This window comes from Spirosoma sp. 209, from assembly GCF_002006735.1.
Lineage (GTDB): Bacteria > Bacteroidota > Bacteroidia > Cytophagales > Spirosomataceae > Spirosoma > Spirosoma sordidisoli.
The window spans coordinates 384,989-408,411 of sequence record NZ_MVEC01000003.1 but is presented as its reverse complement, the minus strand read 5'-3'; the positions used below and the strand labels follow the sequence as shown (position 1 = coordinate 408,411).

General features: G+C 56.5%; 22 protein-coding genes and 3 tRNA genes. 8 read left to right on the top strand and 17 right to left on the bottom strand.

All coding sequences use genetic code 11. The features are described 5' to 3' along the window. Positions 1 to 10: 10 nt before the first annotated feature. Positions 11 to 208 (top strand): hypothetical protein, encoded by a 198-nt coding sequence (locus B1C80_RS07535; RefSeq protein WP_077920446.1) that lies wholly within the window; start codon positions 11 to 13, stop codon positions 206 to 208. A gap of 31 nt (positions 209 to 239) precedes the next feature. On the opposite strand, the gene B1C80_RS07530 is transcribed toward B1C80_RS07535, so the two are convergent. From B1C80_RS07530 to B1C80_RS07490, 7 genes are all read right to left on the bottom strand, one after another. After that, the gene (locus B1C80_RS07530; protein ID WP_077920445.1) at positions 240 to 842 is read right to left on the bottom strand and encodes a hypothetical protein; all 603 of its coding nucleotides are present in this window, start codon (positions 840 to 842) and stop codon (positions 240 to 242) included. Beyond that, positions 802 to 1,155: a dATP/dGTP diphosphohydrolase domain-containing protein gene (locus B1C80_RS07525; RefSeq protein WP_077920444.1), complete on the bottom strand. Its 354-nt coding sequence runs from the start codon at positions 1,153 to 1,155 to the stop codon at positions 802 to 804. Before B1C80_RS07525 ends, B1C80_RS07530 begins: the two co-directional genes overlap by 41 nt. Continuing rightward, positions 1,152 to 1,409, bottom strand: coding sequence for a hypothetical protein (locus B1C80_RS07520; RefSeq protein WP_077920443.1), 258 nt, complete (start codon positions 1,407 to 1,409; stop codon positions 1,152 to 1,154). The genes B1C80_RS07525 and B1C80_RS07520 overlap by 4 nt, the downstream gene beginning before the upstream one ends. 289 nt (positions 1,410 to 1,698) lie before the next feature. After that, positions 1,699 to 2,121, bottom strand: coding sequence for a hypothetical protein (locus B1C80_RS07510; RefSeq protein WP_077920441.1), 423 nt, complete (start codon positions 2,119 to 2,121; stop codon positions 1,699 to 1,701). A gap of 19 nt (positions 2,122 to 2,140) precedes the next feature. After that, positions 2,141 to 3,433, bottom strand: coding sequence for a hypothetical protein (locus tag B1C80_RS07505; protein WP_077920440.1), 1,293 nt, complete (start codon positions 3,431 to 3,433; stop codon positions 2,141 to 2,143). A 147-nt stretch (positions 3,434 to 3,580) separates the two neighbouring features. Continuing rightward, positions 3,581 to 3,781: a hypothetical protein gene (locus B1C80_RS07500; RefSeq protein ID WP_077920439.1), complete on the bottom strand. Its 201-nt coding sequence runs from the start codon at positions 3,779 to 3,781 to the stop codon at positions 3,581 to 3,583. A gap of 353 nt (positions 3,782 to 4,134) precedes the next feature. Next, entirely contained in the window at positions 4,135 to 4,509 is a 375-nt protein-coding gene (locus B1C80_RS07490) for a hypothetical protein (protein WP_077920437.1), read from the bottom strand. A gap of 169 nt (positions 4,510 to 4,678) precedes the next feature. Here B1C80_RS07490 and B1C80_RS07485 point away from each other — a divergent pair, with 169 nt between their 5' ends. Then, positions 4,679 to 5,203: a hypothetical protein gene (locus B1C80_RS07485; RefSeq protein WP_139361607.1), complete on the top strand. Its 525-nt coding sequence runs from the start codon at positions 4,679 to 4,681 to the stop codon at positions 5,201 to 5,203. A gap of 57 nt (positions 5,204 to 5,260) precedes the next feature. Further along, the gene (locus B1C80_RS07480) at positions 5,261 to 5,482 is read left to right on the top strand and encodes a hypothetical protein (RefSeq protein WP_077920435.1); all 222 of its coding nucleotides are present in this window, start codon (positions 5,261 to 5,263) and stop codon (positions 5,480 to 5,482) included. Positions 5,483 to 5,546: 64 nt separating this feature from the next. On the opposite strand, the gene B1C80_RS07475 is transcribed toward B1C80_RS07480, so the two are convergent. The 4 genes from B1C80_RS07475 to B1C80_RS07460 all read right to left on the bottom strand — a co-directional run bounded on the left by B1C80_RS07475 (position 5,547) and on the right by B1C80_RS07460 (position 9,637). Beyond that, the gene (locus B1C80_RS07475) at positions 5,547 to 5,879 is read right to left on the bottom strand and encodes a hypothetical protein (RefSeq protein WP_077920434.1); all 333 of its coding nucleotides are present in this window, start codon (positions 5,877 to 5,879) and stop codon (positions 5,547 to 5,549) included. Positions 5,880 to 6,071: 192 nt separating this feature from the next. Beyond that, a complete protein-coding gene (locus tag B1C80_RS07470) occupies positions 6,072 to 6,383 on the bottom strand; it encodes a hypothetical protein (protein WP_077920433.1) in 312 nt (103 codons plus the stop codon). A gap of 31 nt (positions 6,384 to 6,414) precedes the next feature. After that, complete coding sequence (locus B1C80_RS07465; protein ID WP_077920432.1) at positions 6,415 to 9,180, bottom strand: hypothetical protein; 2,766 nt, start codon at positions 9,178 to 9,180, stop codon at positions 6,415 to 6,417. A gap of 193 nt (positions 9,181 to 9,373) precedes the next feature. Next, on the bottom strand, positions 9,374 to 9,637 hold the full coding sequence (locus tag B1C80_RS07460; RefSeq protein ID WP_077920431.1) for a hypothetical protein: 264 nt from the start codon (positions 9,635 to 9,637) through the stop codon (positions 9,374 to 9,376). A gap of 98 nt (positions 9,638 to 9,735) precedes the next feature. On the opposite strand from B1C80_RS07460, the gene B1C80_RS07455 reads away from it, so the two are divergent. Further along, positions 9,736 to 10,056 carry a hypothetical protein gene (locus B1C80_RS07455; RefSeq protein WP_077920430.1) on the top strand — a complete coding sequence of 107 codons (321 nt, stop codon included), beginning with the start codon at positions 9,736 to 9,738 and terminating at the stop codon, positions 10,054 to 10,056. Positions 10,057 to 10,059: 3 nt separating this feature from the next. Next, a complete protein-coding gene (locus B1C80_RS07450; protein WP_077920429.1) occupies positions 10,060 to 10,305 on the top strand; it encodes a hypothetical protein in 246 nt (81 codons plus the stop codon). A gap of 39 nt (positions 10,306 to 10,344) precedes the next feature. Here B1C80_RS07450 and B1C80_RS07445 read toward each other — a convergent pair whose 3' ends face one another. From B1C80_RS07445 to B1C80_RS07420, 6 genes are all read right to left on the bottom strand, one after another. Then, positions 10,345 to 15,198, bottom strand: a complete 4,854-nt coding sequence (locus B1C80_RS07445) for an SGNH/GDSL hydrolase family protein (protein WP_077920428.1) — start codon at positions 15,196 to 15,198, stop codon at positions 10,345 to 10,347. A gap of 10 nt (positions 15,199 to 15,208) precedes the next feature. Then, on the bottom strand, positions 15,209 to 17,050 hold the full coding sequence (locus B1C80_RS07440; RefSeq protein WP_077920427.1) for a hypothetical protein: 1,842 nt from the start codon (positions 17,048 to 17,050) through the stop codon (positions 15,209 to 15,211). Positions 17,051 to 17,054: 4 nt separating this feature from the next. Beyond that, positions 17,055 to 18,542, bottom strand: a complete 1,488-nt coding sequence (locus B1C80_RS07435) for a hypothetical protein (RefSeq protein ID WP_077920426.1) — start codon at positions 18,540 to 18,542, stop codon at positions 17,055 to 17,057. After that, positions 18,539 to 19,885, bottom strand: coding sequence for a hypothetical protein (locus B1C80_RS07430; RefSeq protein ID WP_077920425.1), 1,347 nt, complete (start codon positions 19,883 to 19,885; stop codon positions 18,539 to 18,541). Before B1C80_RS07430 ends, B1C80_RS07435 begins: the two co-directional genes overlap by 4 nt. After that, positions 19,885 to 22,212, bottom strand: a complete 2,328-nt coding sequence (locus B1C80_RS07425; RefSeq protein ID WP_077920424.1) for a hypothetical protein — start codon at positions 22,210 to 22,212, stop codon at positions 19,885 to 19,887. The genes B1C80_RS07430 and B1C80_RS07425 overlap by 1 nt, the downstream gene beginning before the upstream one ends. Before the next feature lie 151 nt (positions 22,213 to 22,363). Next, entirely contained in the window at positions 22,364 to 22,942 is a 579-nt protein-coding gene (locus B1C80_RS07420; RefSeq protein WP_077920423.1) for a DUF4468 domain-containing protein, read from the bottom strand. Between the two features lie 246 nt (positions 22,943 to 23,188). On the opposite strand from B1C80_RS07420, the gene B1C80_RS07415 reads away from it, so the two are divergent. The 3 genes from B1C80_RS07415 to B1C80_RS07405 all read left to right on the top strand — a co-directional run bounded on the left by B1C80_RS07415 (position 23,189) and on the right by B1C80_RS07405 (position 23,423). Continuing rightward, positions 23,189 to 23,259 (top strand) — tRNA-Trp (locus B1C80_RS07415). Between the two features lie 4 nt (positions 23,260 to 23,263). Next, positions 23,264 to 23,335, top strand: a tRNA-Asn gene (locus B1C80_RS07410). A gap of 4 nt (positions 23,336 to 23,339) precedes the next feature. Beyond that, positions 23,340 to 23,423: transfer RNA gene (locus B1C80_RS07405), tRNA-Tyr, on the top strand.

The following is a 23,423-nucleotide window of genomic DNA, read 5'->3' as shown; positions in this document are numbered from 1 at the left end:
GGGAGACGAGATGAATGACTACGAAAAACCGGAAGGATTCAATCAGATGATTGACCACTTCATTACCGAAATCGAAGAAACCGACGATGAGCTAATGGCCCGCACTGAGCGCAACATGAACCTAATCAGTGCGTTTGCTGACCACCTCAAAAAAGAGGTTGGCTACATTATACCCGAAAGGGTTATCGAGTCTTTTTTTGGTGCGTAAGCCATAACCCCCAGCCCGGCCACAAACCGGGCTATTTTTTTGTGTCTGAGAAAACCGGCGCGAGTACTTCCTTGCACCATTCCGTCGCCCGTACGCGGTGATCGTAGCCGTTTGGGATGCGTTGCCGCTTCGAGCCGGGGCGTGGTATCGATCCCAGGTTAATAATCTGCGACACCGCCAGTACATTGTCTTTATCAGCCCATTGGTTGATTCGCCTTACGTTCCAATAGTCGAGCGCCGACGCCAGCGCCCAACGGGGGATTTCAAGTAGCGCCGGATTGTTCACGCAGTCGATGCCGAACTTTTTAGCAAACGCCGTATAGTTAGCCCGGCCCGTCAGTTGCAAAACACCCCTACCACGGAATCGCTCGCCGTCGCCCCGTTCAGTATTGCCCAAGTCCTTACGCCCTTCATACTGTTTGCCCGACGCGAACTCCCGCAGGGCCGTAAAGCCCGCCGATTCATGAATGCATTGCGCCAGAAAGTGCGACACCCGCAAATGGGTATCAATGCTGTAGTAAGGCAATAATTCGTTCAGAACCGGCATAAACCGCGTAGCTGCAATGTCGCCAACACCACAGTCGCGGAGCAGGTCAACGGTCAGGTTGAGCGGTGGGGGTGCTATCGTTTCCATCTTCGTTCTTGGGTAGGTTATTCATATCGGGTCGAAACAGGAGCATGTAGCTTAGAAACATCGCGTTCGCAAGTATATGTCCGACGTGCGGCAGCTTACTATCCGGGTCGATCAATTCCCCACCCAGCACCGCGTAGATATGGCGCAGTAGGCTGTCGATAATATCAGTCGCCTTAAATCCCTTTTTCCAGTTGTGTGTACCATACACGCCCTCCCCATGCATCAATACCTGCACCATGGGCTTCAGCGCGGCAAAGTCGATCAGTGTCCAGCGTAGCTTACCCTGGTTGTGGCGGGTTCCTAATTCAGTCATTTAACCATCGATTTTGCGACCGCTGCGACGGCGATCAGCAGGGCGAGAAAGACGAACCGGCCAGTGCCCGATTGCAGCCGCTCGTTCTGCTCTTGCAGCTCCGCGTTACGCACCACAAGCCGCTCATGCTCCCGGCGTTCGTAGACGCTCAGCGAGTCGTGCCCATGCCAGGAAGGCGGGGCGACGTAGCATGTATCCTGCGCCGTCGCGGGGGCAGCGAGGAGGAGGCAGAGAAGTAGGGCGGTGGGTTTCATGGGTGCGGTTGCGGTGGGGTGTTACTCAGTCTTGCCTTTTTGTATGGATCCTTTAGAGACTAACGGCTCGTCAGATACGCCTATGTAAGCCTGAGCATTCTCAGCCGCCCAATCCAAAGCGACATCCCATGCTTGGCAATAGCAGTCAAATAAATACTTGCGGTAAGTCTCGTTTTTTGTGATAGACCTAGCGTATTCGTTGGCCAGTATTTCCTTTGTCTTCATACCTCAACTTACACAAAATCAGCGACTTGTGCAAGTGTTTAGCGGGGAAATTAGTAGGCGTTTGCTACCGAATTTCTCGGATATAAAGGTCTTCAGAAAGTCGCCCGAGAACGTATTTGCACTGAACCGTTTTGCCTATCGGTGTTTTGTTGTAGCGGGCCTCAGACACATGCATTTCGTCGGTCTGCGCGTCTACTTGTATATCAAGATACCACACAGTCGGATGGCGCGTGATTACAGGTACCAATACCTTGCCGCTCATTACCCACGTCGTTGTCGTATGAGCAGGAGCAATGCGCTTGCCTATAACAACGCCCTTACCCTCTTTTACGGGCATCCCAACGTTATCCGCCACGTACAGAACACCGATAAGTAGTAGACCCAACATCAGCAGTACGCATATCCACATGCATACGCCCAAGAAGTAGCCGAATGAATCGCCGTTCAAAAACGGCCTTATTAGTATATCATAAAGGAAATCTTTCATGGTCTGTGTGTTATGGCGGTTAAAAAGTATGGTGGATTTTGCCTACCTGCCCTTGATAGGGATCAAAGATAAATCCCTCCATACTCTGAAGGGCGTGCGTAAAACCGGACTTGTTATGCCACGCATCCGGCCCCGACATAGAGCGGACGTATTCGACGTGGCAGTAATCTTCAGGCTCCAGATTATAGCCAGTGTGCATGACCGTTACGCCGATGTGGTCTTTCTCCATCTGAATCGTCTGCGACCCTTTGCGCCCCTTCCTGTCCTTGTGGTGGCGGTGGTGTAATATCCAGTAGGCGTATTTGCTTTGCGCCCACGCGGCCTTTGCGTCTTTCTTAAGCAGGTCGGTCAAGTCCTTCTCATTCGCCCCGTCGCCGTGCGCAAAACCGATCAGACTAGCGCCGTACTGAACGTACTTGCGCGGGGCTATCGTAGCGTCGAACGTTACGTCCCGGCAATGCCGATACCAGGCTTTCAGGTTCTGAAAAAGCATAAAGCCAGACTGGAAATCGTGATTGCTTGGGCAAAACGCTACATGAACCGGGGCAACCTCTAACAGCCGGTCGATAGCCCCCACGTTGCCGCGGAGGGCCGACAGGTAGCTTTCGTGCCAAAGTGCGGCCGTATCCTGCCTGGTGCCGCCCGTGGTCGTGTTCTGGGGGTTGTCTACGTGCATTATATCGTTACCCCCGACAAACACAATCTTCTCGGGGTTGTACGGTAACGCCTTCTGTATCAGCCCTTCCGTTCCTTCCAAAAATCGCCGCTCAGCAATGCGCAGGTTATACTCTTCGCCCGATTCTTCCACGTGTCCCCGCTTGCCAAAGTGCGGGTCGGCGGGGTCCGCCACAAACAGGTGTTCCGTTTTAAGGGGCAGGCGGTTAATGAGCGGATAGGCCGGGGCGTGCGTCGATGTCATTTCCAGTATCTGCCGTTTGATTTCCTCATAACCTACGATAACCGGATCTTTCTCTACTACCGTCAGCACGCTCACATCGCCGGTCTTTGTCCAGTAACGGTCGGTCTTTTCAATTGGTAGGCCGATGGCGTCGCACTGCTCTTTCAGAAACGGGTGAGCTTCGGCTAACCGTTCGGCGCGGGTTGACGCCACCACCTCTTTCCCCCGGCCCCGGCGAAAGTAGCCACTTACTGCCGAGCTGAGGTCTTTATCGCTGCCGACCTGCGGGATGCCCAACGTGGTTAACGCCTGTTTGCCTATATCCAGGTATAACGGTTTTTCGCCCGCTGCATGGGCTTCGGTGTACAAGCGTTCGATTTCGGTATAGAATGGGCTTGGATAAGCGCGCTTCATAGGTTGTTCCGGTGAGTGAGTGAGTGAGCAAGAAACCCCGCTATTGTGCGGGGTCGATGAGATGACGCCAAATAATCACATTGGCGGTGATAAGCAGGATAGCGGCTACCCACAACAGGCGGTAGTCGCGGGGTCGGGAGAGGTTGATCATAGTGCGGTGGGTACGGGAAAGCATTCGGTTACGTGGGCTTTCTTCGCTAGTAGCCAGGGCTTCACCTCAGCGAGTGTTTTGCCCCGCATCCACTTCGCAATGGGCGCGGCCATCACGACCGTTCCGGCAACGGATACCATGCCGAAACAGCAGTAGCCGAGGTCAACCAGGAACAGCCGTTCGTTAGCGGGCATCATGGTCGTTCTGTAGGGTCGTGATAGATAAGCATGATTGCGCCAATAACTGATTGTGCGTATCGCTTTAGCGATTTCCAGTCTTCGCTGACCCCCTCAAAGGGTAATGTATACTCGTCAGATGGGTGTGATTTGCTGGTTAGCATATCGACCAAAACAAAGAAGCACAGCGACAGGCAATGAAAGGCAACGCACAGAATCCCAATGGGGAGAATCACGATCAATGATGAGGCCACCATTAAGAATCCGAACCATATTCTTTTGACTATTTTCATCTTCTTTCCCTGTTTCGTTTCTACCATAATATACAGTAGGTCAACGAGTTATGCAAGAAAAAAGGTAGATATTTTCACGTATCACCCGCCCCGTGTTGAGCGTTTCTGCATGGACTCGACCCAGCCGGTTAACTTAGCCAGCGCCTGTCGAATGTCGCTGACTGTCTCCTTGATGTCGCCCATGTCCGACTTGAGGTCATTAAGCACCGACACCTGATTGCGCTGTTCCGCTTCGAGCAGCGCCAACCGGCGTTCGGTGTCGCGCTGGAATAGCATCATTGACTTGTATTGTTCGTCCTCTTCTTTGGAGCGACCCCAGCGCAGCCGGGATAGGGCGATACCAACAAGGCCCGTAACGGCTGCGGTAATGGCGACGGTGAATAGGGCGCCGTTGGCGTCCGTGTTGGCGGAAGGCGGGTCTGCGTTGAGCAGGAGAAGAAAAAGCAGAGTAAGCATTACGGTGAGTGAGTTTGAAATATTGGTTAGGTTGTTGGCAATGGATTGTGTTGCGAGAAAGCTACCGTTTACTCAATTCAATTCTTATTTTTGATTAAACTATTGGAAATATCAAAAGTATGCGTACCTTTGATACACCCTAACGATGGGGCACAAAACACACAAGACAATGGTTACCAAAGTATTCGAAAACGTAAAGGGGTACATTACTTACGAAGACGGCCTTTTCTTTGCTTACCAAGTCCGACGCGGGGGTGTTGATTTTCTGGCTTCGTTTGACGAGGAGCATTTAAATCCAGAATCTTTTCTTCGTCGGGTTGGCTCAACCATTTTTAAGGCAGATGACGATTTCGGAGTTGATTATGACAAAGCAGAAATGCTGTCCGCTATTGAGGCTTGTCGGTCCATGATTGCTACTCCCTTGACGGCCCCTAGCGACCTTGACTTGTACGTCCTGGATTTAGGCGAAAAAAACACGGAGGATCAACCCGTGTTACGCCGTGCTTACGTTGAGGCCCTACCGGATGGAACCTACGACCTAACGTTTCAATATCACGATAATGATGTTGTCCGTGCTCTTAAATCAACCAAGCCGGGAAATTGGCACAACCTATCGAAGCAAGATTACGAGATTGCCCTGACGGCATCCGGCTATGAGTACAAAGGCAAGATAGAAAAAGGGGAGATATTATAAATCAAAAACGCCCGGTTTCTATCTAGTCCATAGTTGCCGGGCGTTGCACAAAACACCATGCAAGATAACGAAAATAAGAAGCCGACTGGCAGAGGTGGTGCCGGGCGTGGGCAGGGCCGCAAGCCCAAGGAAGATCCCAAGATGGAAATAGCCATTTCGCTCGATGCTGACCTAGTGCAGTGGCTGGATTCGTTCGGCCCTCGTCGGCGCAGCTTTGTTGCCAACATGGCTATCCGATACTACAAAGAGCAGGACGATAAGTTGAAAACCTTCGTTTGAAGGGTCAACTGTGAGTTTTTCTCGCAACACGTCAAAGAACAGGCCCGGTAAATCCGGGCTTTTTTTATTCAGCAATTCTCAGCAGTTCGGCCCGTAGTTTGCGCCGGGCCTTGCGGGAGCCGATACCTAGAAAACGTCGTTTCTCCACGTATCGATCCAATGTCGGACGCAGGGATTCCTGTTGCGCCTGATAGTAAGCGACCGACTTTTCAAGCAGTGGCATCTGTTCCCGAAGGGCTTTCAACTCCAGCAGCGAGCGCGTAATGGCCGCGTTCTCAGCCGCCGAGTAACAAGCACTGTCAGGGTTGGAGTTCTGAGAGTAGACGGCGGTTGAGGTCAGTACGCACAGCGTCAGGCACAGCAGCCGATACTGCCTTGATTGTTTCGCGTTGGGCATGAGTTCTACGGGTTAGCGAGTCGGCCAGGCTATGCGCCCGGTCACGCTCGCGGGTGAGTTGTTCGTTTTTCTGGACGAGGGCAGCATTCGCGGCTTCGAGCCGGTTCGCCCTTGTGTACTGCCTGATACCTAAGTAAGCCGCGAAAGCCAGCAGCGCGTACAAGGCGAAAATGTGGGGGCCGGGTGGTATTCTCATTTCGCGTCGGGATCTCGGAGTTGCTTGTACGTGCGGTTCGGCAGGCTGTTAGGATCGACCGGCAGGGACGAGAAGAAGCGGCCCGTTAGCGAAATCAGCAGTAGGCCCCGCGCTACGTCATGTACGAACGACGGTACGGTGAAACCGACCAGATGCAGGGAATTAATGTACGCGACCACTTCGGGCTGCGCGGCTATGGCGAACCCGATCAGGTAATTGGCGACCCGTTGCAACTTCTTGAAAAACGGGGGCGCGTCGGTCTCCAGGCGCAGCCAGAGGGCGGCAAAGAAATTTCCGATGGACTTCATGGTTTCTAGTTGGATATAGTTGGAATGGGCGTTAACGGATGTAGTGCGTTACGGTGGTGATGGATTGCAGCCGGTCTCCCGCTACGGGCGTAAAGTTTCGGGCCTTGCGGTAGTATTTGGTGCGCAGACCCGCCGATTCGTAGATTTCAATAAAGCCCGCTGCGTCGAACTCGGCCGTCCGGTCAACGCCCCCCACGACGGCGCGGGTAATGGTGCTGCTCACGCGGGCGGAAAGCCCCGTCGCAGCGTTGAAAAAGCGCACGTCACGCGGGCCGACCTCGTTAATCTTTGGCCCGCTCACCCCGTCCGCTACCGTGTAGTTCAGATTTTCCGTGTAAAACACGCCCGACTGGTCGAGGGTGATGCATGAAATACCCGAGTACCACACATCGATCAGACCCGGACTGGCTGAAAACAAACAGGTATTGTCGGTCGTGTAGCCTGCATTGTTGAATGTCGTAATTTTCCGGTGCGTGGCCTGAATGACATCCGTCACGTTATCGGTCTGGTAGATGTTCGCCGTCTGTTCGTAGTGAAAGACTGACGCGGGCGTGAGCGTGAACGCGCTGGCCAGCTGGCCCGAGGTGAGCCGCTGCCCGTCGATGTAGAAAAAAGCTGACGTTAATTTTTCGTCGCCGTGGAAGCCCGATGTCGCGTCGGTCTTGCCGTCTACCTGGTACACAAATTCGGATTCGCCCTGCGTTTGCAGCGCCCGCCCCTGAGCGATCATCGCCCCTGAGACGTACTTGTAAAGATCGGCCTGATAGATCCGCCACACGTCCGCCCGGATGCCTGTATCGACCACGTGAGCGACCTGATAACCCGCGTAGAATAAACTGGTGGGCGAGTACTTGACGTAGATGGTAAACAGTTCCCGCCCGGCTAGGCCCGTAGGATTGTAGGTTACGTAAACGGGCGCGAGACCAGCGGCAAACGTGCCGTCTTGCTTTTTTTCCAGCACCTCCGCTACGTTCACCGCCCCGCTGGTCGTCTTGGGGTTAACTACCGTCGTGCTCGCGGCTGAGGTGCTGATCACGTAGCTGTTGAGTGTACCAAGGAAAGGGGTACTGTAGCTACTGCCGATGTTATTGATGATTAGCGCCCTGGGTTTGGCCTGGGTTGAGATGGGCGCGCCGTTCACCGATAGCTGCCAGCCACCCGACACCACTTCGAGCCGGTAGGTTTTCGTCTCGTACACCCCGCCCGGAATCGTCCACGTAATGTACGTATCCAGCGCATCGCCCCGCAGTCCGACCTGGGTAGCGGAAAAATAGCCCAGCTTGTTAGACAGGGTGCCACTCGTGAACTTACCGAACAAACCCAGCCCCGCACTCGGGGCGGTCGCCGTACTGGCCAGCGCGCCATTCCATTCGATGTAGTCACCTACGTTATTGAGCGTGTAGGATACGGGCAGGTTAACCGCGCTCGTGCTGCCGAACGAGTAGCGTTTGTTGTAGTCACCCGCCAAAGAGTTGATCTGCGCTGAGTTTTCGGCTACCGTTGCGGTCGCGCTCGATAGCTCCGCAGCTGTCGCAACGGGTGGGTAGAGTACGGCACTGTTGACTTCGACCGCCCGGTAAGGTATGTACGACGCTGGAACGGTCGATCCCTCGACCAGCATCATGGTATTATCCACGCTGCCGGGGAACGTCGTTTCTACGCTGCTGGGGTTAAGACGCAGGTAGAAGTTGGTCGCGTCGGTCGTGAACGTAAACGTCGTGTACTGCACCCCGCCGACAATCGTATTGAGCCTGGACACAGCCGCGCCAGATGTGCCCAGCCAGCCCATAAACGACGTATTGATACCCGCCAGGGTGTAGGTGGTATTGGGCTTGAGCTGCAACAGCGGATAGCGCTTGTAGACCGTCGTATTGGCGTCGGTAATGATCGACCCGCTGCCGTTACCCCAGACCGAGCCGTTCACCAGCAGCGTTTTATCCAACAGGTTCGACCCCGACTTCAGCACGTTTTGCAGGTTGGCATCGAGTTTGGCGCGGGTCAGTGAGCCGTCCAGCACGCTACCCGCCGAGGTCGCCTGAAAGCTGGCGATCGCTACGCTATTAGCCTGCGTTGCCGTCAGAGCCGATTGTGCCGTAGCGGTGGCGCTCTGTGCGGCCGTGAGCGCCGTAGCGGCCTGTGCCGTAGCGGATTGTACACCCGTGGCCAGTCCGGCTACTGTTGTATTCAATGCATCGACGCTGCTTTGCGCGGCCTTCTGACTCAGCGAAAGGGTCAGGTTCGTATTGGTCGTGTTCTGGGTCGCCGTGAAATTATCGAACAGTGACACCGATAGTTTGCCGTTCAGCCCCGTAGTCAGTTGAGCAACCGACGCACTCAGCGGCCCCGTCACCGCGCTTAGCTCGGCCGGGCTGATACCCCCCGTTACGCGAATGGTACTCACCGCGTCAGATGAATTTACCGCCCGGTTGCTGGCTACGAACTCGAACCAGCCCGCGCCGATCGCTGTCGTGTTGGCCAGCAGCGTCACCCACACCCGCCCGTATTTGGTCGCAATGCGCGATGTTTGCGGGGCCGACCAGCTAATCGTTCCCGTGTTGCCGACCAGCGTAACAGTCGGCTGATCGGCAGAAGTAAGCAGCCCTTTGCTCAGCGACTGCGCGGTACTGGCAACGGCGGTCAGGGTTACGGGCGCGCCGGTGTTGACGACCGCCACGGTGAAGCTGTAGGGCGTGCCGGGGTAGTGACTGCCCGCGAGCCTGGGCGGCTGATTGTTCTGCGCCCACCCCGCGATAGGCAGGGTGAGCAGGCAGAGGGCAAATAGCAAGTTACGGTTCATGTTAGTTGGATAAAGCGGGGGTGTTAGTGGGCGCGCCGTTGGCTGTATTTAGCCTGTTTACTGGTGTCGGGTCGTAGGTTGCGGGCGCGCTTGGATGCGCCGATGTTATACCCACAATCAAACCTGATCCCATTGGGGCTGTGTTCAATGCGGTACTCATACGTTGAACCCCCGTTGATACTTACCCACTTTGCTACTTGCATGATTTGGCCTGGTTGCGTTCCTTTTCAATAGCTTCAAACTCTTCCAGCGTGAAGTGTTCTGTGAACATCCCCCGCCCGAAATCCAAGCGTCCGAGTGTAATTGGCGTACCGTACCCATAGAAATCAAGCGTCTTTAGCGACACCTCTACGGTGTAACAGCCCAGCGAGTTTTTCAATACAAAGGCTTCGTTAGGAATGCCCGTTGCCGCTGCGTAGCGGTCATTGATCTGCTGTAATTTTTCGTGTTCAGTCATGACTTTGTTTAGCTTTTGTTTCTACCATAATATACACACAATCAATTGATTAAGCCAATTAAATTTTGTAGATTGAGGTATAAAAACACAGGCAAAAAATGGGAAATGAATTAGCAACAACACAGGCCGAAATCAGACGTAAGTACGCGGAGTTTTTCGAGCCTATACTGGACAAATGCACACATCTTTCGCCCGAACGAATTGAGTTTAATGCTTGGTATGATTGGTCTTTGTCAGACATAAACTACGAAGAAGTCTTAACCCTATTTAAAGACGCAAACCTCTATACGTCTGACGCCTACTCGAGGGCTTTTCAAGGTTCTTATTGGACCAAGTTTACCCTCTTTTTCAAAGACGATTTGATCGGCTATGATGTGGCAAAGCAAATGATTACAGCGTCGCAGCTTTTAATTATTTAACCGATGAAAGCACTACTCACAATCGCCTGCCTATTCACCCTTGCGGCCTGTCAACCTCAACCGATTCAGCCCGCGCCCGAGCTTGCCGACGATGAGCCGGTAAGCTGGTATTCCGAGCAACCCGGCCAAGGTCCGCTCCTTTGGTACGACCCCGCAGCATGGCAGATCTACGGCACGCCTGTTGGCGGCTACGTTGAGGACACAACCCGAGTTCAAGTAGACTCGACCTACGAAACCGGCTGGAATTAGGCCCCTCCGCGCCGGGATTGACACGGAGGGGTAGGGCCCTTAATCCGGGTTGCTCGTACCGATGTAGGTAGGCTCGAACCATTCGGTGCCTTGTCGTACCGGGCGCTGGCCCGTCACGTTGTTGTAGGGGTTACCCACGCCGATGTAGGTGATAATGCCCGACCACTGCGCGTTACCGCTGACGGTAATCTCGTACGTCCGTTCCTGCCCGTCGCCGATGACCGTAAAATTCTGCTGGTTGGCGTCGCCCTGCGTTTCGTCCTGACCGGGTTTTCTCCACCAGAGCGTTACGTTCGTTAGCCCCGAGAACCTGCCCTTGACATACACGCGGGTAATGCCGCTCGCTTTCCACGCCCCGGCCGGTGACCAGAACTTACCGAAGCCGATATTGTATTCGAGTGGCTGTCCGTTGTTGCGGATGTAGCCAATCTGGAAGCGATAGCGGTCCGAAACGATCTGCGCCGGGGCGTCGTCCGACCACCAGCCCTGCGTTTTGCCGCCCGTAAAGTTGAAGGCGAACGAAGTGTTGTTCGGCCGGGGTTGTGCGTAGAGCCACGTTCTAAACTGCGACAGGCTCCCCACGAACGTAGCGCCGGTATAGGCATACGTTACGTTGACGTCGCCCCCGTTGGAGATAACGTCGGCGTTGATGTAGCTGCTGGCGTTGCTGTTGGCGTTGCCGTAGTGCCCCTGAAACTGCTTACCCCGAAACACCGTGTTGTAGGGCGTCCAGAGGTACATGCCATTCCCATCCGCCTGCGTCGCGCCCACCCAGTTCTCGGTGCCAAACTTGCGCCCGGTATCGTTCTGGTTACCCGCGCCACCGCCTTCGTTGGGTTCGGGTGAGGTGATTTCCGTAATGCCGCCATTCGTCCAGGGATCAGCGCCCGAATACAGGGTTTTCTTGTACAGCGTGCCGATCGGGTACACGAACGGCCATTCCTGCACCCGGCCCCGATACCGACGCTGGTTGTCGTCGCGGAAGTTTTCGTAGATGAAAAACCAGCGGTGCGCCCCGGCTGCGTCGATCCAGTCCCAGCGGTGGATATAGCACTTGCCGGGTACGTCCTGCATGCCCCACTGGACGGGCTGGGTTTTCGAGTAAATCACCTCCCCGTAGCCTTCCACATTGCGCCGTTCCCACCACAGCCAGGGGCTAACCGAGAAATTAGCGCTACCGCCCGGTACAGGGTTCCAGCCCGTATCATCGCACAATTCTGACGTACTGTGCCACACGCCGTTATAAAACTCACGATACGGGTCCGTGCCCGTCAGGTTGTCGCAGTTGACGGGGCCACCGAAGGGCGTGCCGTACGTACTCCAGCCCGTACCCGAGCGACCCCCGAGCGGCTGAAACTGTCCCTGGTAGGTGCTGGTCTTGCTTTCGAGTTCGGTGTTTATGATGTTCTCCCCGCCCCGGAAATCAGCCCGCGAGTGGTGGTAAATCGTTTGGGTGATGGATTTTAAGTACCCGATTTTGGTGCCCGCCCGCTCTAAGTACTGTACGCTGTTGCCGTAGGGCCAGCTCGAGAACTGGTTCGTCTGCGGGCGGAAGGGGGCCAGCGCCATGAGTTGTTCCAATGTCCCCTCCGCAAAGCCGTTGGCCAGCGTGACGGGTGACGTTGCCGTGGGCGACACGGGCGAGGTAGACGGGGGCGTTGAGGCGATGGCGACCGCCAGACGGCGCGCTATCTCGCGGTGCCCCGTATCGTTGGGGTGCTTTTCGACCGCCGTGCCGTTTTTGTTCACGTAGTTGCCCGGCGTATTCCACATGTCGGCCAAATCGGCGAGGGTATAGCCCCGCTCGGCGGCTACCGCGTTGAGAATGCCTGTTACTTCAGCCTGACCCCATACGCTATTGGAGACAATCACCCGGGCGTTCGAGTTGAACGAGCGGAGTTTGTCGATCAGGGCTTTATAGTCATTTGCCAGGCCCGAGGTATTGCTGATGTTTTCCGCCAGGCGCAGAATGATCAGATCCGGTGCCCAGGCGGCTACCGTATTGAGCCGGGACAAATCGAACGTGCCGTGATTAGCCTCCCAATCCGGGCCGGTACCGTTGGTTACCGTACCTCCGTCACCTTCGAAGTTGTGAAAACCGCGCACCTGAATACCGGGGCGCTGGGTGGAAAGCTCGGTGGTCAGTAGCGATATAAACGTCTTATCGGCTGCGCTCGCTGCCATGGCCCAGGCGTTCGCCCAGGTGCCCGCCAGCACCGGGTGGTAGGTTATGCTGTTACCCACGACCAATACCCGCGCGTAGGCTGGATAGCTACAGGTCGAGCAGAGCGCGGTGGGCGGTGTCGAAGTCGGCGGGGGCGTCACGACCGGGGGTGGGGTTACCACCAGGTCGGGGTTATTGCCACCCATGTAGGAAATCTCCATCGACTGACCCGGCGCAATCAGCCCGCAACACGTACGGTCGTTGACAATCGAGTAGCGAACGATAATGCCATTATAGTTGCCGTTGCTCGATAGGTTCACCGCGTAAGTGCGGAAATTGCCGTCCGAGGTGACGTTGAACCAGACGGTATGCGCGCCCTCATCGACCACCCCGCCCGGATACTGCACGCTGTTGCCCGCGTTATTGGGATCGAAGCCCGAGAACTTTTGGCCGACTTTGAGGAAGCGAACGCCGAGCTTACCCGGCGAGCCGCTGTACTTCATGCGGATGTAGAACACCGGCACATCCGACGCTTTCCACGAGCCGTAGGGGCCTTGCAGCGTCGTGGTGCTGGCGTGGGTGACCGTGTTGCCGCCGATCGTTTCGGTCTTGCCGACGAAGGTGGGGTTCCAGTTGTCCGAGCCAAACGGCTCTTTCTTGTCCTGTACGCCATCTAATCCCACCCAACCCGCGCGGCCCGTCGTGGTGGTGAATCGCCAGTCAGGCTTAGCTGCGCGGGGCAGGGCGTAAGCCGCCGACCGGATGTCCGACTCCGTGCCGTAGATGTACTGGTAGTTGTAGTAAAACGTCTGGTTGGGGTCCAAATGACTCCACTGTCGCCCCCCCATGTACATAAAGCGGTCCGTGAACTCGCCCGATGCCTCGCCCGGGTCGAGGTTGGTAAAGTTCAGATTGGCGTTGTACATATCGGTGCCCACGATGCCCAATAGCTTGCCCTCCGGTAGCTCCGCAGCTAACCACGGCTCACTGACCGGAAAGCTGGAAATTGACCAGTTGACCGCGCCGGTTGAGGTGCTGGCGGCATTCGTAAAGGGGGCGTTGCCGTTGTAGAATTTCGCCGTAGTAGACGGCCAGATCATTGTGAACGGAATTTCCTGTTCCCGCCCCTCATAAAGCGTATTGTCCTGTAAGCTGCCCGCTGCCGAGCTGCCCCGGAAGTGCGTCAGCCGGTACTTGACATCGATGGTTTTGCTGTCGAGAATCTTGATCCACTGTTCGACGTGGATAGGCAGTTGCAGGCTTGAATTATGGGGCCAGGACAAAAAGCGCGTCTTGCTGTAGAGGTAACCATCGGACGTAATGCCCTTTTGGAGAACCGGCCCCGAGCTGCCGTTAACCGACCCCCAAAGTGGGTTATAGCCAATTTGCCCCCACATGCCCCCCTGGTCGGCGGCAAAGTTCAGCGGGCCAGCGTAGGGACACACGCCCTGAAGTCGCCCCTGGTCGCGGAAGTTGATCGTGCTGACCCACTGCCCGTTTACTTTGCGGAAAATCTGCAAAGCGGCCCCGAAGCCTTCCCGGAGTTCAAGTTTGAGATCGCCCGATTCCTGGGTAAGCGTGTTGCCGATCGTAATGCTGTAGGGCGGCACAACGAAGCTCGAATTACCCGTCCATCCGCCGTTGGGCGTCTCGTACGCGAAGGTGCCACCACCCGGGGTTACGGGCGTTACGGGCGTCTCGCTCGGCGGGGGCGTCACGACAATGGTATTGGATGACGGGGCGGTATATACGTTGCTTTGTGAGCCGGATACGCCCGCAATGACAAACGTCTGACTAACGACGTTGCTGGTGGCGGTCGATGGCCTGACCCGCAACTCGAACGTGCCGGGGTTAATATCCGCGCCCCCCGCAAAGCCGGGCTGATAATTGAAGCGCCGGTTAAACGTCTCGCTGCGCCCCTGTATCGTGAAGGAACCCGACTCCATCGCGGTATACGCACTCGGCGAAGGGCTACCCTGACCGCTGAGGGCGACGAGCTGCGCCTGATACGGCTGGTTGTCGTTGACGTTGGCGTATACGAACAGATCCCGCGCGCCCCGATCGGAGCGGAAGCCCACACGGGCGACGTTGTACCAGCTGGACCCCACAGTCGTCGTTGAGGTCGGCGGGGGTGAGGTGTTGCCCGAGGCCAAAAAGAGAATAGCGGGCGTCGTGACCGTGCGAACGGGCGTAAACACGAACGAGTAGTCGGTTGCGCCGGACTTACGGAACGTTAACCGAATGGGCACGTTGACCGGGATCGGGCCGAGTGTCCATTCCGCCGTATAGCTACCCTGACCCGTTAGCGGGCCATTGGGGTAGAATACACCCGTGCTGAGGTTGGGGTTTTGCGGGTTATTGAGACTCGCTGACTTGCCATCGAAGCGGTCGAGCTTCATGGTATACGTCGCGCTCATAGCCGCCTGCACCTGCACGTACGCGCCGATCATTCGGTAACGTACCGAGAGGTCAGCCGGTGCGGTAATGTTCGTACCGAGTACCACCTGACCGCTGGCCAGGGTAACGGTTACCGCGCCCGTTTTGAGCGTGGCGATGAATGCATTGTCGCCCCGGTAGCCAGCGGGGTAGGCGTCCGTATTGCGGATAGCCGCGCCGGTCACGATGCCCGAGGGCAGGGGAAACTTCTTGATCGAATACGACTGCGTATTCTGCGCCCAGCCAACCAGGCTAAGCAGCGTCAAAAGAATAGTGGATAATAGCGTTTTCATACAAGTTACGTTAGTTTTTGACCCAATCTCCGGGGCCGTATAGCTCGCCATTCTGTTCGTAGCCATCGGTCACGAACTCCATGATGTATTCGTCGGGTGCGCTCAGGTAGGGCTTTACCTGCATGACGACCACACTTCCATCGGCCACTTGCAGGAATGACCACCAGCGGTAGCCTGCCTGGTAGGGCATTTGCCCGTTGATTAGCTCGAACTCTTCGCCCTCGAATACCGTCTGATAGCTCAGTACGATGTTGCTTTGGCCGAACTCATTGCGCCAAACCGGTTCGCCCTCCAGCTTCCAGCGGACGACCGGACGGCGGGCCACGTCGTCACCCTCGTAGGTGGTCTTGTACACGTAGCGGTAGAGGCCGGGCGACGCGGCCGGAATCGGGGCGCGGTAGACGCCGGTAATGACGGGCGGCAGCACCACCTCCGCATCGACCAGGGGCGCAGCCACAAAGCCCGTATCGGTGCCGGGAAAGTTGATGAGGAACGTTTTAACCGCGCTCGGATTAGTTAGCGGGCGCAGGTACACCCGCACCTGGGTATCGCTGGCCGTGTAGTTGCGGCTGGTGATCTGGTTGCAGTCTTCGGCCGGGGGTGACTGCAACGTCATGTTCGTGTATTCGCTGTCAGACAGGGGCGTTGAGTCGCTGTTGAAGCGGTAGGCAATCTGAATAGTGCCGCCCTTGCTGCCCTGCGCGAGTACCGAGATGCGCCGTCCCTGGCTATCGTTGAACCGGCGCGAGCGGGCGCGAACGATTACCTCCGGTTGGTTGCTGGTCGCGTCGGTAATCAGAATCTTCTTGCTCGCTACGATCGTGCCGCTCACCGATGCGTTGAGCGTAACCTCGTAGCTGTCACCCGTTACTGCGTTACTCGCTACCGTAATCGCCCCCGTCAGGGCGTTAAGGGTCGTACCCTCCTGCGCGCCGGTCAGCGAGAACGTCCGGTTGGTTACCGTCGTGCCCGCGTCTTTGAGTGCGTAGGTACGGGAATTACCTTCGCTAATCGCGTTATCGCCGTCAATTACGAAAGCCGCCGACGTGCCGGGCACGGTTGTCGAGAGGGGCAGCACCTCGTCCATGTTGATGCCCGTCATCACGAACGAATAGTAGAGCGTCTGACCCAGGAACTGAATCCGACCCGTGTGGGTGTTGTTTTCCAGGCCTGTAATCGTACGCTGATAGCCGTAGGTGTTGGAAAAAATCACCGTAGTAGCGGCCGTAGCCAGGGCGGGGCCGTCTACCACACCACCGGGGCGCGTATGGGTCACCGTGGGCGTTTGTCCCGACGATGACGGGCCGATATAGATCGTAGCGGTTCGCGTCGTCGCGTTGACCCGTAGATAGGCGTATATCTCGCCCGTACCCCGTGGGGCAATACTCGCTGTCTGTTGAGCCGATAGTCCATTACTTTGCACCGCTGCCAGCACCACCGTAATCGTACCCGTACTGCCGGGGGTGGGGGTGCCGCGCAGGTGCCAGACGCCATCGTCGCGGATGACCTGCATGAACGCGGGGCCGGATATCTTTTGGTACTGCGTGATGGTCTGCCCGCTGGCTGGACTAGCCAGACCCGTCAGGATGCGGCTATAGGCTTCGCCCACCAGATACGTTCCAGCGCTGAAGGGCGGAAAGGTCGGCAGATTACCCGTGGGCGGCAGGGCGGGCGCGCAGGCGTCGCTCAGCAGGGCGGGATCACCCTCGTAGCGTTCCCACTTAAGGATGTTCGCCATCTTCAGACCCACGCGCACGACCTCTTCGTACTCGTCCGGCACGAAATACCAGTGCGTTGTACCGTTGTCGTCCAGTAAGCCAATCAGGGGCCGGGTTTCGGTTGGGATAGCCATAGGATTATTCGAGCACGCCCGCGTTAAAGGTTCGACCCACTACGTTGTCTGTGCCGAGGTTGGTGACCGTGTTGCCGCCCCCGGTGCGCTTGATATTATCGACGAAGGATTTGTTGCAGGTCGAAAACAGGATCACGGCGGCATTGCTGCCCGACCCCGTACCCATGCCCACCGTGAAGTCAACCAAGCTCATTTCGATCATACCCTGTCCGCCGAAGATCGCCCCGTAGCAGGGGCCGTCGCCGGTGTTGAAGACCTTGTTGCTCACGAAACTGGACTGGGAACAGTTTTCAATCTGCATACCCGTACCGAGCCGGTTGGCCAGCGCCTTGACGTAGAACAGGTTGTTCGAGGCCACGACCTGAATGAAGTTGCGCAGCTTGAATGCCGTTTTTTTCACCTCCGCGTGGTTGTTGGTGAAGGTGAACTGAGTCGGGATGTAGGTATTGTAGTCCGCTGTGGACTCGAAATCATAGCCGTAGTCCATGCCGACCATATCGCATTTTGTCCACTCCATGCCTTCCAGGCCCGCCTGGGTCGAGCTACGCAGGTAGACGCCGTATAGACCCCCCGAGTAGACTTTTATATTGCGAAACACGCCGGACACGGCCGCGCGTGTACAGGACACGTCGAGACCCACGAACGTAGGCGTCGTAGCGCCCAGACTGGCGTCGCCCCGCCCATCGATCGTGATGTCGTGAACCTGCGCGTTGTCGGGGTCGATTAGTACGATGCCCTTACCCCATTCGATGTCACCGCCAGCGCGGCTGACTTTGATTTTATCGAGGACAATACCCGGTAGTCGCCCCGGCTGGCACTTGATGCGCAGCCCTACCGCGTCGAGGCCTGTCATGTTGATGCCCGCGTTGATATTCAGGTCCGTAATCGTGCCCGACACGCCGTTGCTGAAGTCGAACAGGTCGTTCTGGGTGATGTGCTCGAAGGTGACTCCGTTGCCGTCGAGCTGTATTGTCGTACCCGCTACGGCCGTTACGCTGCCCGCTGTGTAGGCTTTCGCCAGTTGCGCCGTCAGGGCGCGGCCTGACGCAATAGCCTTCGTGAGCGCGGCTGTGTTGGCCGCTGCGCTGCCGAAATCGTTGTACACCACGCCGAACTGCTCGATACCGACCGGGCCGGGCTGGGTGAGCTTGTAGCGCAGGCCGTTAGCTGTCACGACGACCGTTCCGGTATTGTCGGGCGAGCTGGTGTCGGCTGCGTCGAGTACGTAGATGCCGCCCCCCGTGTCGGTGCGGTTGATGATCTTGGGCGCGCGGGCGGCAACGAGCGAGAGGGAGCGGACTGCCGACACGGCCATGTAGACCGGCATATCGACCGCCTTGATTGCCCCGTTTTTGGTGATTTCGACCCAAACGCCGGACGGGTCGCGCCCCAGGTTGTACACGCCCGAAATGCCCGGATCACGGGGCGTCCGGCTAAACTGCGCCTGAACGGAGAGCGAAAGCAGGGAGCAAAAAATCAGAAAGTACCTCATAAAGCGGTGGTTCTATTTAGTCGGATTTTGAAAGTAGCGTCGGTGATGGCGCTGTCGATGGGCGTGACGGTAATGCCATAGTTGCTAGTGAATGCGACCGTCACCAGGCCGTCAGCCGGGGCGTTATTATCGGTTCGGATGTCGTAGAAAATAAAATCAGCCGTTACCTGTAGGTTGTGCGTTTTCTCCACGCCGTAGTCGGCGGGTAGAATCGTCATAAACTGCTCGGACTGCGCCTTAACCGGGCGCGTGAGGCATTTAATCTGCGTGATCGGGGGCGGATCGTAGGGGTCGATACCGGACGGAAACGGCTGAATGATGACCGTACCCCCGCCCCCGGTCGAGGGTAGATTTTGCAGGGCCGCGTTGACTGTTGTTGTCGCCATCGCCTGCGCCTGCGCTTTAACCTTACCCCATAGCCAGTCATCAGAAACCAGCTCCTTGATTCGGTCAGCCAGCACCGACACCTTGCCCGCCTTGATTTTCTGAAAGCCCCCCGGTCCGGCTGATTCAGCGACGAGGATCAGGGGGGAGTCGGACGCTTCAAGCTCGAGCAGGCTTACACTCTTGAAAAACGTGTCGGTCTGCTCAGCGCCAAAAACTTCCGCGTTGGTCGATACGCCGGGGCTGAATACATCGAAATACGTATCGTCCCGCGCCTGGTCGCGCTTTTTGGCTAGCAGTCGGAAGCGGTTATCGACCGTCTTGAAAAAGCCGCCCAGAAAGCCCGATTCGTTGTAGTACTCAATGCCCCGGTCTACCCGGTCCTCTTCCGTCTCCGACTCGACAAAGACCAGCCGCCCCTTTTCGGTCAGCTGAATAATCTTGTTGGTCGTGTACTCGATGAGGTCCGAGAGTTTCCAGCCGACACGGCGTTTCCAGATCTTGCCCAGCTGATCGACAATGAGGGCGGGGAACGTGTTGGACGCGGATTCCGGGGCGAGTTCCGTACCGGCCGGGCCGAGGGTTAGCCCCGCGTTGATCGTAACGGGGCGGGTAGCAGCCGGGCTAACCGCTAACGTTTCGTCCCAGGAGGGGGTAGTAGGCGTAGCGGTATTACCCCCGCTGCCGGGCGTCGTGGGCGTCGTTGGTCCGGAAAGCACCACCGGGTCGCCCGCGTCGTTGAAGGTGAAAATGAACAGGTCCGACTCAATGAGTCCGGCCGATGGGTTTTTGGCGCGGGCGTAGTAACGAACGCCGGGCTGGTAGTCGTTACCCGCGTAGTCCTGCGTAAAAAGGGCGTTTTCGGTGTAGGTCGCCGGTTCCGCCGTGGCGGTGCCCGCCTGGCCGTATTGCCAGCCGTTGCCCGATAACGTAAAAATAACACCGTCTATGTTCGCCATTAGAGGATCGCGTCTAAGAAGTCAAGGTTTACTTTGGAGCGGGCCACGGGGCCGATTGCCGGGCCGACAGGTTGCCCGTTGGCGTCGGCGCGTTGCAGCATCGGGCGCTGATTGGCCGGGCCGGTAATGGGCACCGTACCGGGTATGTAGCGCTGTAGGGTAGGGTACTGAACCCCGCCGAGGGTGGCCATTTTGCCTAGCAGTATCTCTTCGAGCCGGGGCTTGACCTGCTCGGCCGGTTCGAGTATCTCACCTTCTTCGCTGGCGGTAAAGGGAATCGTGCCGTTCGGCGTTTGCCACGCGCCGTCTGAATCGGGTAGGGTCAGTGCTGAGCTGGTTAACATTTCAACCGCCGTAACCGTGTGCTGCGCGGTGCGTACGTCCCACTCCCAGCCGGTAATCTGGTGGGCGATGGGTTGCACGACGTTTGAGACTTTAGGGCCAATATCTTCGACCCGCAGGACGGTTAAGGGGCCGTACGGCAAGTCACCCACGAGCGTACCCTCAAACACGTTAGCCGGGTACATCAATTGCCGGGCGTAGTCTTCCGCCAGCCACTGAATCAGGCTTTTACCCGCGTCGTTGGGGCCGGTTGGGGCCAAGGGATTTGCTCCCGCACGGTAGAGTAGCTTACTAGCCCCCGAGCCGGTATAGAATAGCGCGCCCGTCCGTTCGGTGGGGCGTCCGGCGTCGGGGATATAGCCCAGCGTCAGCGATACGGTCGCGTTTTTTACCCGTTTGCCGGGCTTTACAATCGTAACTTCCGTACCGTTTAGCTCGAAACCCTCCTCTTCGGTGACCAGCTTAATGTTCTGGTATTCGATCTTGGGGCGCACGTTTGCTTCGGGCTGGTCGAGCGATTCGCCCATGCAGAGACACACGATGAGCGACTTGACTTTATCGAGCGTACCGAGATCGATATTGAACGAGGCCCAGCCGGGCTTGGTTTTTTGTACGCCGTTGATGGTGCTGACGTTACCGACCAGCGCGCCGTACATATCGTTCGACTTAATCTTACTCATGGCCGTCCAGGCTCCCGACGAGCTGCCCGGCGCGCACTTGTAGAAATAGATTTCGTCGTCCCGCTCGGCCAGAAACGCGAATTTGGCGCTGCGTAGGTTGGTGAGCCGAAACTCACCCTTGAAGCTGCGTTTGATGAATTTCTTGTATTCTTTACTGTCGGGCGTGTACTGAACCCGCTTGGCTACGTAGGGCGTATCTTTATTGAACTTATTGTCCCCCGCGTCGTAGATCACCAGCCGGTACAGATCATCGGGTAAGCCCGTGCCGGTGCGGAATCGGTTTTGCGTCTGTAGGTTATTGGTCGCCCAGCCAACCGGCAATCCCGTCGAATCGACCTGCGAAAAATCAGCATTGGGCAGGTTGGACAGGTAGCGACCGAATGACTGTTTAATGAGTACGCCCGGCGCGGTAGGGGTCAGCCAGGGCTTTGCACCCTCTAAGACCCGTAATGCGCCGTAGCGGTCCGTCGTTACGTTGAAGTCAATCGAGCGGGACGCCGAACCCTCCCGGCGTACGCGTGTCGTTGTGGGGGTGGGAGAGGCCGCTAAGGGGTCAAAGCCGCCCGCGAGTTCATTGGCGCGAACCACCCACCATTCATTTTGCCACTGCTTTACCCGCGCACCGATAGGTAGCAGTATGCGCTCAATGGCTTCGTAGGCCGTCTGTAGGGTGAAGTCGTCGTTGACGAACGTTTCGGCGTTGAGGGTGTGCCGGGCCAGCGGATCACGCTCGATATACCCTAGATCAACGACGTTAAACAGGTTAAACGCCGTATTAACGGGTAGATCGTGCCCTGTTAGCAGCAGGGCGTTGGTGATAACGGCCAGTTCGCTAATCGATCCGGTCAGCCGCTTGCTATCCGAGCCTAATAGCTGCCGGTCTTTTAGCAGGCTAAGCCCACAGGTGGCCGACAATTGAACCGGAAAGGGCTTGGGGCCGTAAACGGTCTTTAGGTCGGTCGGCTGCACCCAGGCACTATACAGCGCTGTACTCAGTCCGGTAAAGTCATTGACGCGGGCGACAATAACCTTTAATGTATCCTCCTCACTGGCGTAGAGGTCTTCGGCTTCCCAGTAGTCTTGACAAAGTAGCGAGAGCTTGATTTCGGTCGGTGCGAACGGCTCAAACCGGCTATCCCGTGAGCCATCGATGCGAATGACGAGCGGCTTAGCGCCGGGCAGAAGCTCGGTAACGGGTCCGGTATAATCCTTCCGGTAGATCGACACGCGATACCGGGCCGGGGCTAACGCTTCGGTCTGGATAGCTTGCAGGAAGGAGTATTGGTAGCGGAGTCCGTAGGCCATTGGGACGCGCGAACGGGCAGAAAACCAAGCGGTTCGGCGTGCACAAGTACGGCTATAGACCTATGCTAAAACAGTACGGTTCCGTAGGGGTAGGGCATAAAAAAGCCCGTTTTTAGCGGGCTATCTCGTTTACCGAAATTTAGGATTTCGCTTAGAAGTCGTTCTTGGCCGACGCGGCAGACATGCTGTTTTTTAGCTGGCGAATTACGGCCATAACCGGGTTTTTGTCGCTCATCAATTTGTCGTATTCCTTCTGTGACATATCGCCCGTCTGATAGAGTTGCTGCGCTTTCTTATTCTTGCGTATGGCGTCATCTACCTTGATCCGGTAGCCGCCGTTGACCACTTCAATATCGGATAGTTCGTAACGGTATCGCCCATCTTTCGCCCGGATCTCGATCGCCATTTCGTAGTAAGATTGCAGCTGCCCGGTTAGTAGGGCCGTGCCGAGTCCCAGGTTCATTACCAGCTTACCCCGGCCACCCACGGCGTTATGGCCGCTATCGTCGAACAGTGTTACCGCGCTTTCATTAGTAAACACCTTAGCGATAAACGCCTTACCCCGGCTGTATAACTCGTTCGCCGATGCGCCCTCTACCGGGATCACTTCAGAATAGATCATGCCACCCGTTGCGGAGTCGATCTGTACGGGCGTCTCACTGTATTTGTAGCGCCGTCCCTGGCAGAGCGCTAGCGAGGGCAACAGTAAGAGTAACAGTATAGCCTTCATGATGTGAATGTTTGCAGTAAATAAAGTAACAAAGCGTATACAAGCAAAAATATATTCGTTGAGTGGTTGATTTTAACTGATAAGCAATTGTTTTAGACGGATTTTCGTTGTATACTTGTGATATGAAAGGAATGGCGCAAAATTGGCAGAGTCTGTATTGCTCGAAAGAGCAAGCGGATAGCTAATGCCTGAACTTCACAGCCATTTAAGCCGCTTGTCTTTCGATGAGCGGCTTTTTTGTTATACGCGTCTGTAGTGCAATGGTAGCATGATAGTCTCCAAAACTATTGATGGTGGTTCGAATCCATCCGGGCGTGCAATGTTTGGGTAGCTTAATGGTAAAGTGATAAGCTGTTAACTTATTCGATCTAGGTTCGAGTCCTAGCCCAAACGCAATGGGAGTAATGCACGAATTGGCCAGGCGCTTGACTGTAAATCAGGTAACCCGCACGGGTAGGAGGTTCGAATCCTTCTGCTCCCA

Bases quoted from the DNA above. Each gene is read 5' to 3' on its own strand.
- B1C80_RS07535 (WP_077920446.1), top strand. From the start codon at position 11: ATGAATGACTACGAAAAACCGGAAGGATTCAATCAGATGATTGACCAC.
- B1C80_RS07530 (WP_077920445.1), bottom strand. From the start codon at position 842: ATGGAAACGATAGCACCCCCACCGCTCAACCTGACCGTTGACCTGCTC.
- B1C80_RS07525 (WP_077920444.1), bottom strand. From the start codon at position 1,155: ATGACTGAATTAGGAACCCGCCACAACCAGGGTAAGCTACGCTGGACA.
- B1C80_RS07520 (WP_077920443.1), bottom strand. From the start codon at position 1,409: ATGAAACCCACCGCCCTACTTCTCTGCCTCCTCCTCGCTGCCCCCGCG.
- B1C80_RS07510 (WP_077920441.1), bottom strand. From the start codon at position 2,121: ATGAAAGATTTCCTTTATGATATACTAATAAGGCCGTTTTTGAACGGC.
- B1C80_RS07505 (WP_077920440.1), bottom strand. From the start codon at position 3,433: ATGAAGCGCGCTTATCCAAGCCCATTCTATACCGAAATCGAACGCTTG.
- B1C80_RS07500 (WP_077920439.1), bottom strand. From the start codon at position 3,781: ATGATGCCCGCTAACGAACGGCTGTTCCTGGTTGACCTCGGCTACTGC.
- B1C80_RS07490 (WP_077920437.1), bottom strand. From the start codon at position 4,509: ATGCTTACTCTGCTTTTTCTTCTCCTGCTCAACGCAGACCCGCCTTCC.
- B1C80_RS07485 (WP_139361607.1), top strand. From the start codon at position 4,679: ATGGTTACCAAAGTATTCGAAAACGTAAAGGGGTACATTACTTACGAA.
- B1C80_RS07480 (WP_077920435.1), top strand. From the start codon at position 5,261: ATGCAAGATAACGAAAATAAGAAGCCGACTGGCAGAGGTGGTGCCGGG.
- B1C80_RS07475 (WP_077920434.1), bottom strand. From the start codon at position 5,879: ATGCCCAACGCGAAACAATCAAGGCAGTATCGGCTGCTGTGCCTGACG.
- B1C80_RS07470 (WP_077920433.1), bottom strand. From the start codon at position 6,383: ATGAAGTCCATCGGAAATTTCTTTGCCGCCCTCTGGCTGCGCCTGGAG.
- B1C80_RS07465 (WP_077920432.1), bottom strand. From the start codon at position 9,180: ATGAACCGTAACTTGCTATTTGCCCTCTGCCTGCTCACCCTGCCTATC.
- B1C80_RS07460 (WP_077920431.1), bottom strand. From the start codon at position 9,637: ATGACTGAACACGAAAAATTACAGCAGATCAATGACCGCTACGCAGCG.
- B1C80_RS07455 (WP_077920430.1), top strand. From the start codon at position 9,736: ATGGGAAATGAATTAGCAACAACACAGGCCGAAATCAGACGTAAGTAC.
- B1C80_RS07450 (WP_077920429.1), top strand. From the start codon at position 10,060: ATGAAAGCACTACTCACAATCGCCTGCCTATTCACCCTTGCGGCCTGT.
- B1C80_RS07445 (WP_077920428.1), bottom strand. From the start codon at position 15,198: ATGAAAACGCTATTATCCACTATTCTTTTGACGCTGCTTAGCCTGGTT.
- B1C80_RS07440 (WP_077920427.1), bottom strand. From the start codon at position 17,050: ATGGCTATCCCAACCGAAACCCGGCCCCTGATTGGCTTACTGGACGAC.
- B1C80_RS07435 (WP_077920426.1), bottom strand. From the start codon at position 18,542: ATGAGGTACTTTCTGATTTTTTGCTCCCTGCTTTCGCTCTCCGTTCAG.
- B1C80_RS07430 (WP_077920425.1), bottom strand. From the start codon at position 19,885: ATGGCGAACATAGACGGTGTTATTTTTACGTTATCGGGCAACGGCTGG.
- B1C80_RS07425 (WP_077920424.1), bottom strand. From the start codon at position 22,212: ATGGCCTACGGACTCCGCTACCAATACTCCTTCCTGCAAGCTATCCAG.
- B1C80_RS07420 (WP_077920423.1), bottom strand. From the start codon at position 22,942: ATGAAGGCTATACTGTTACTCTTACTGTTGCCCTCGCTAGCGCTCTGC.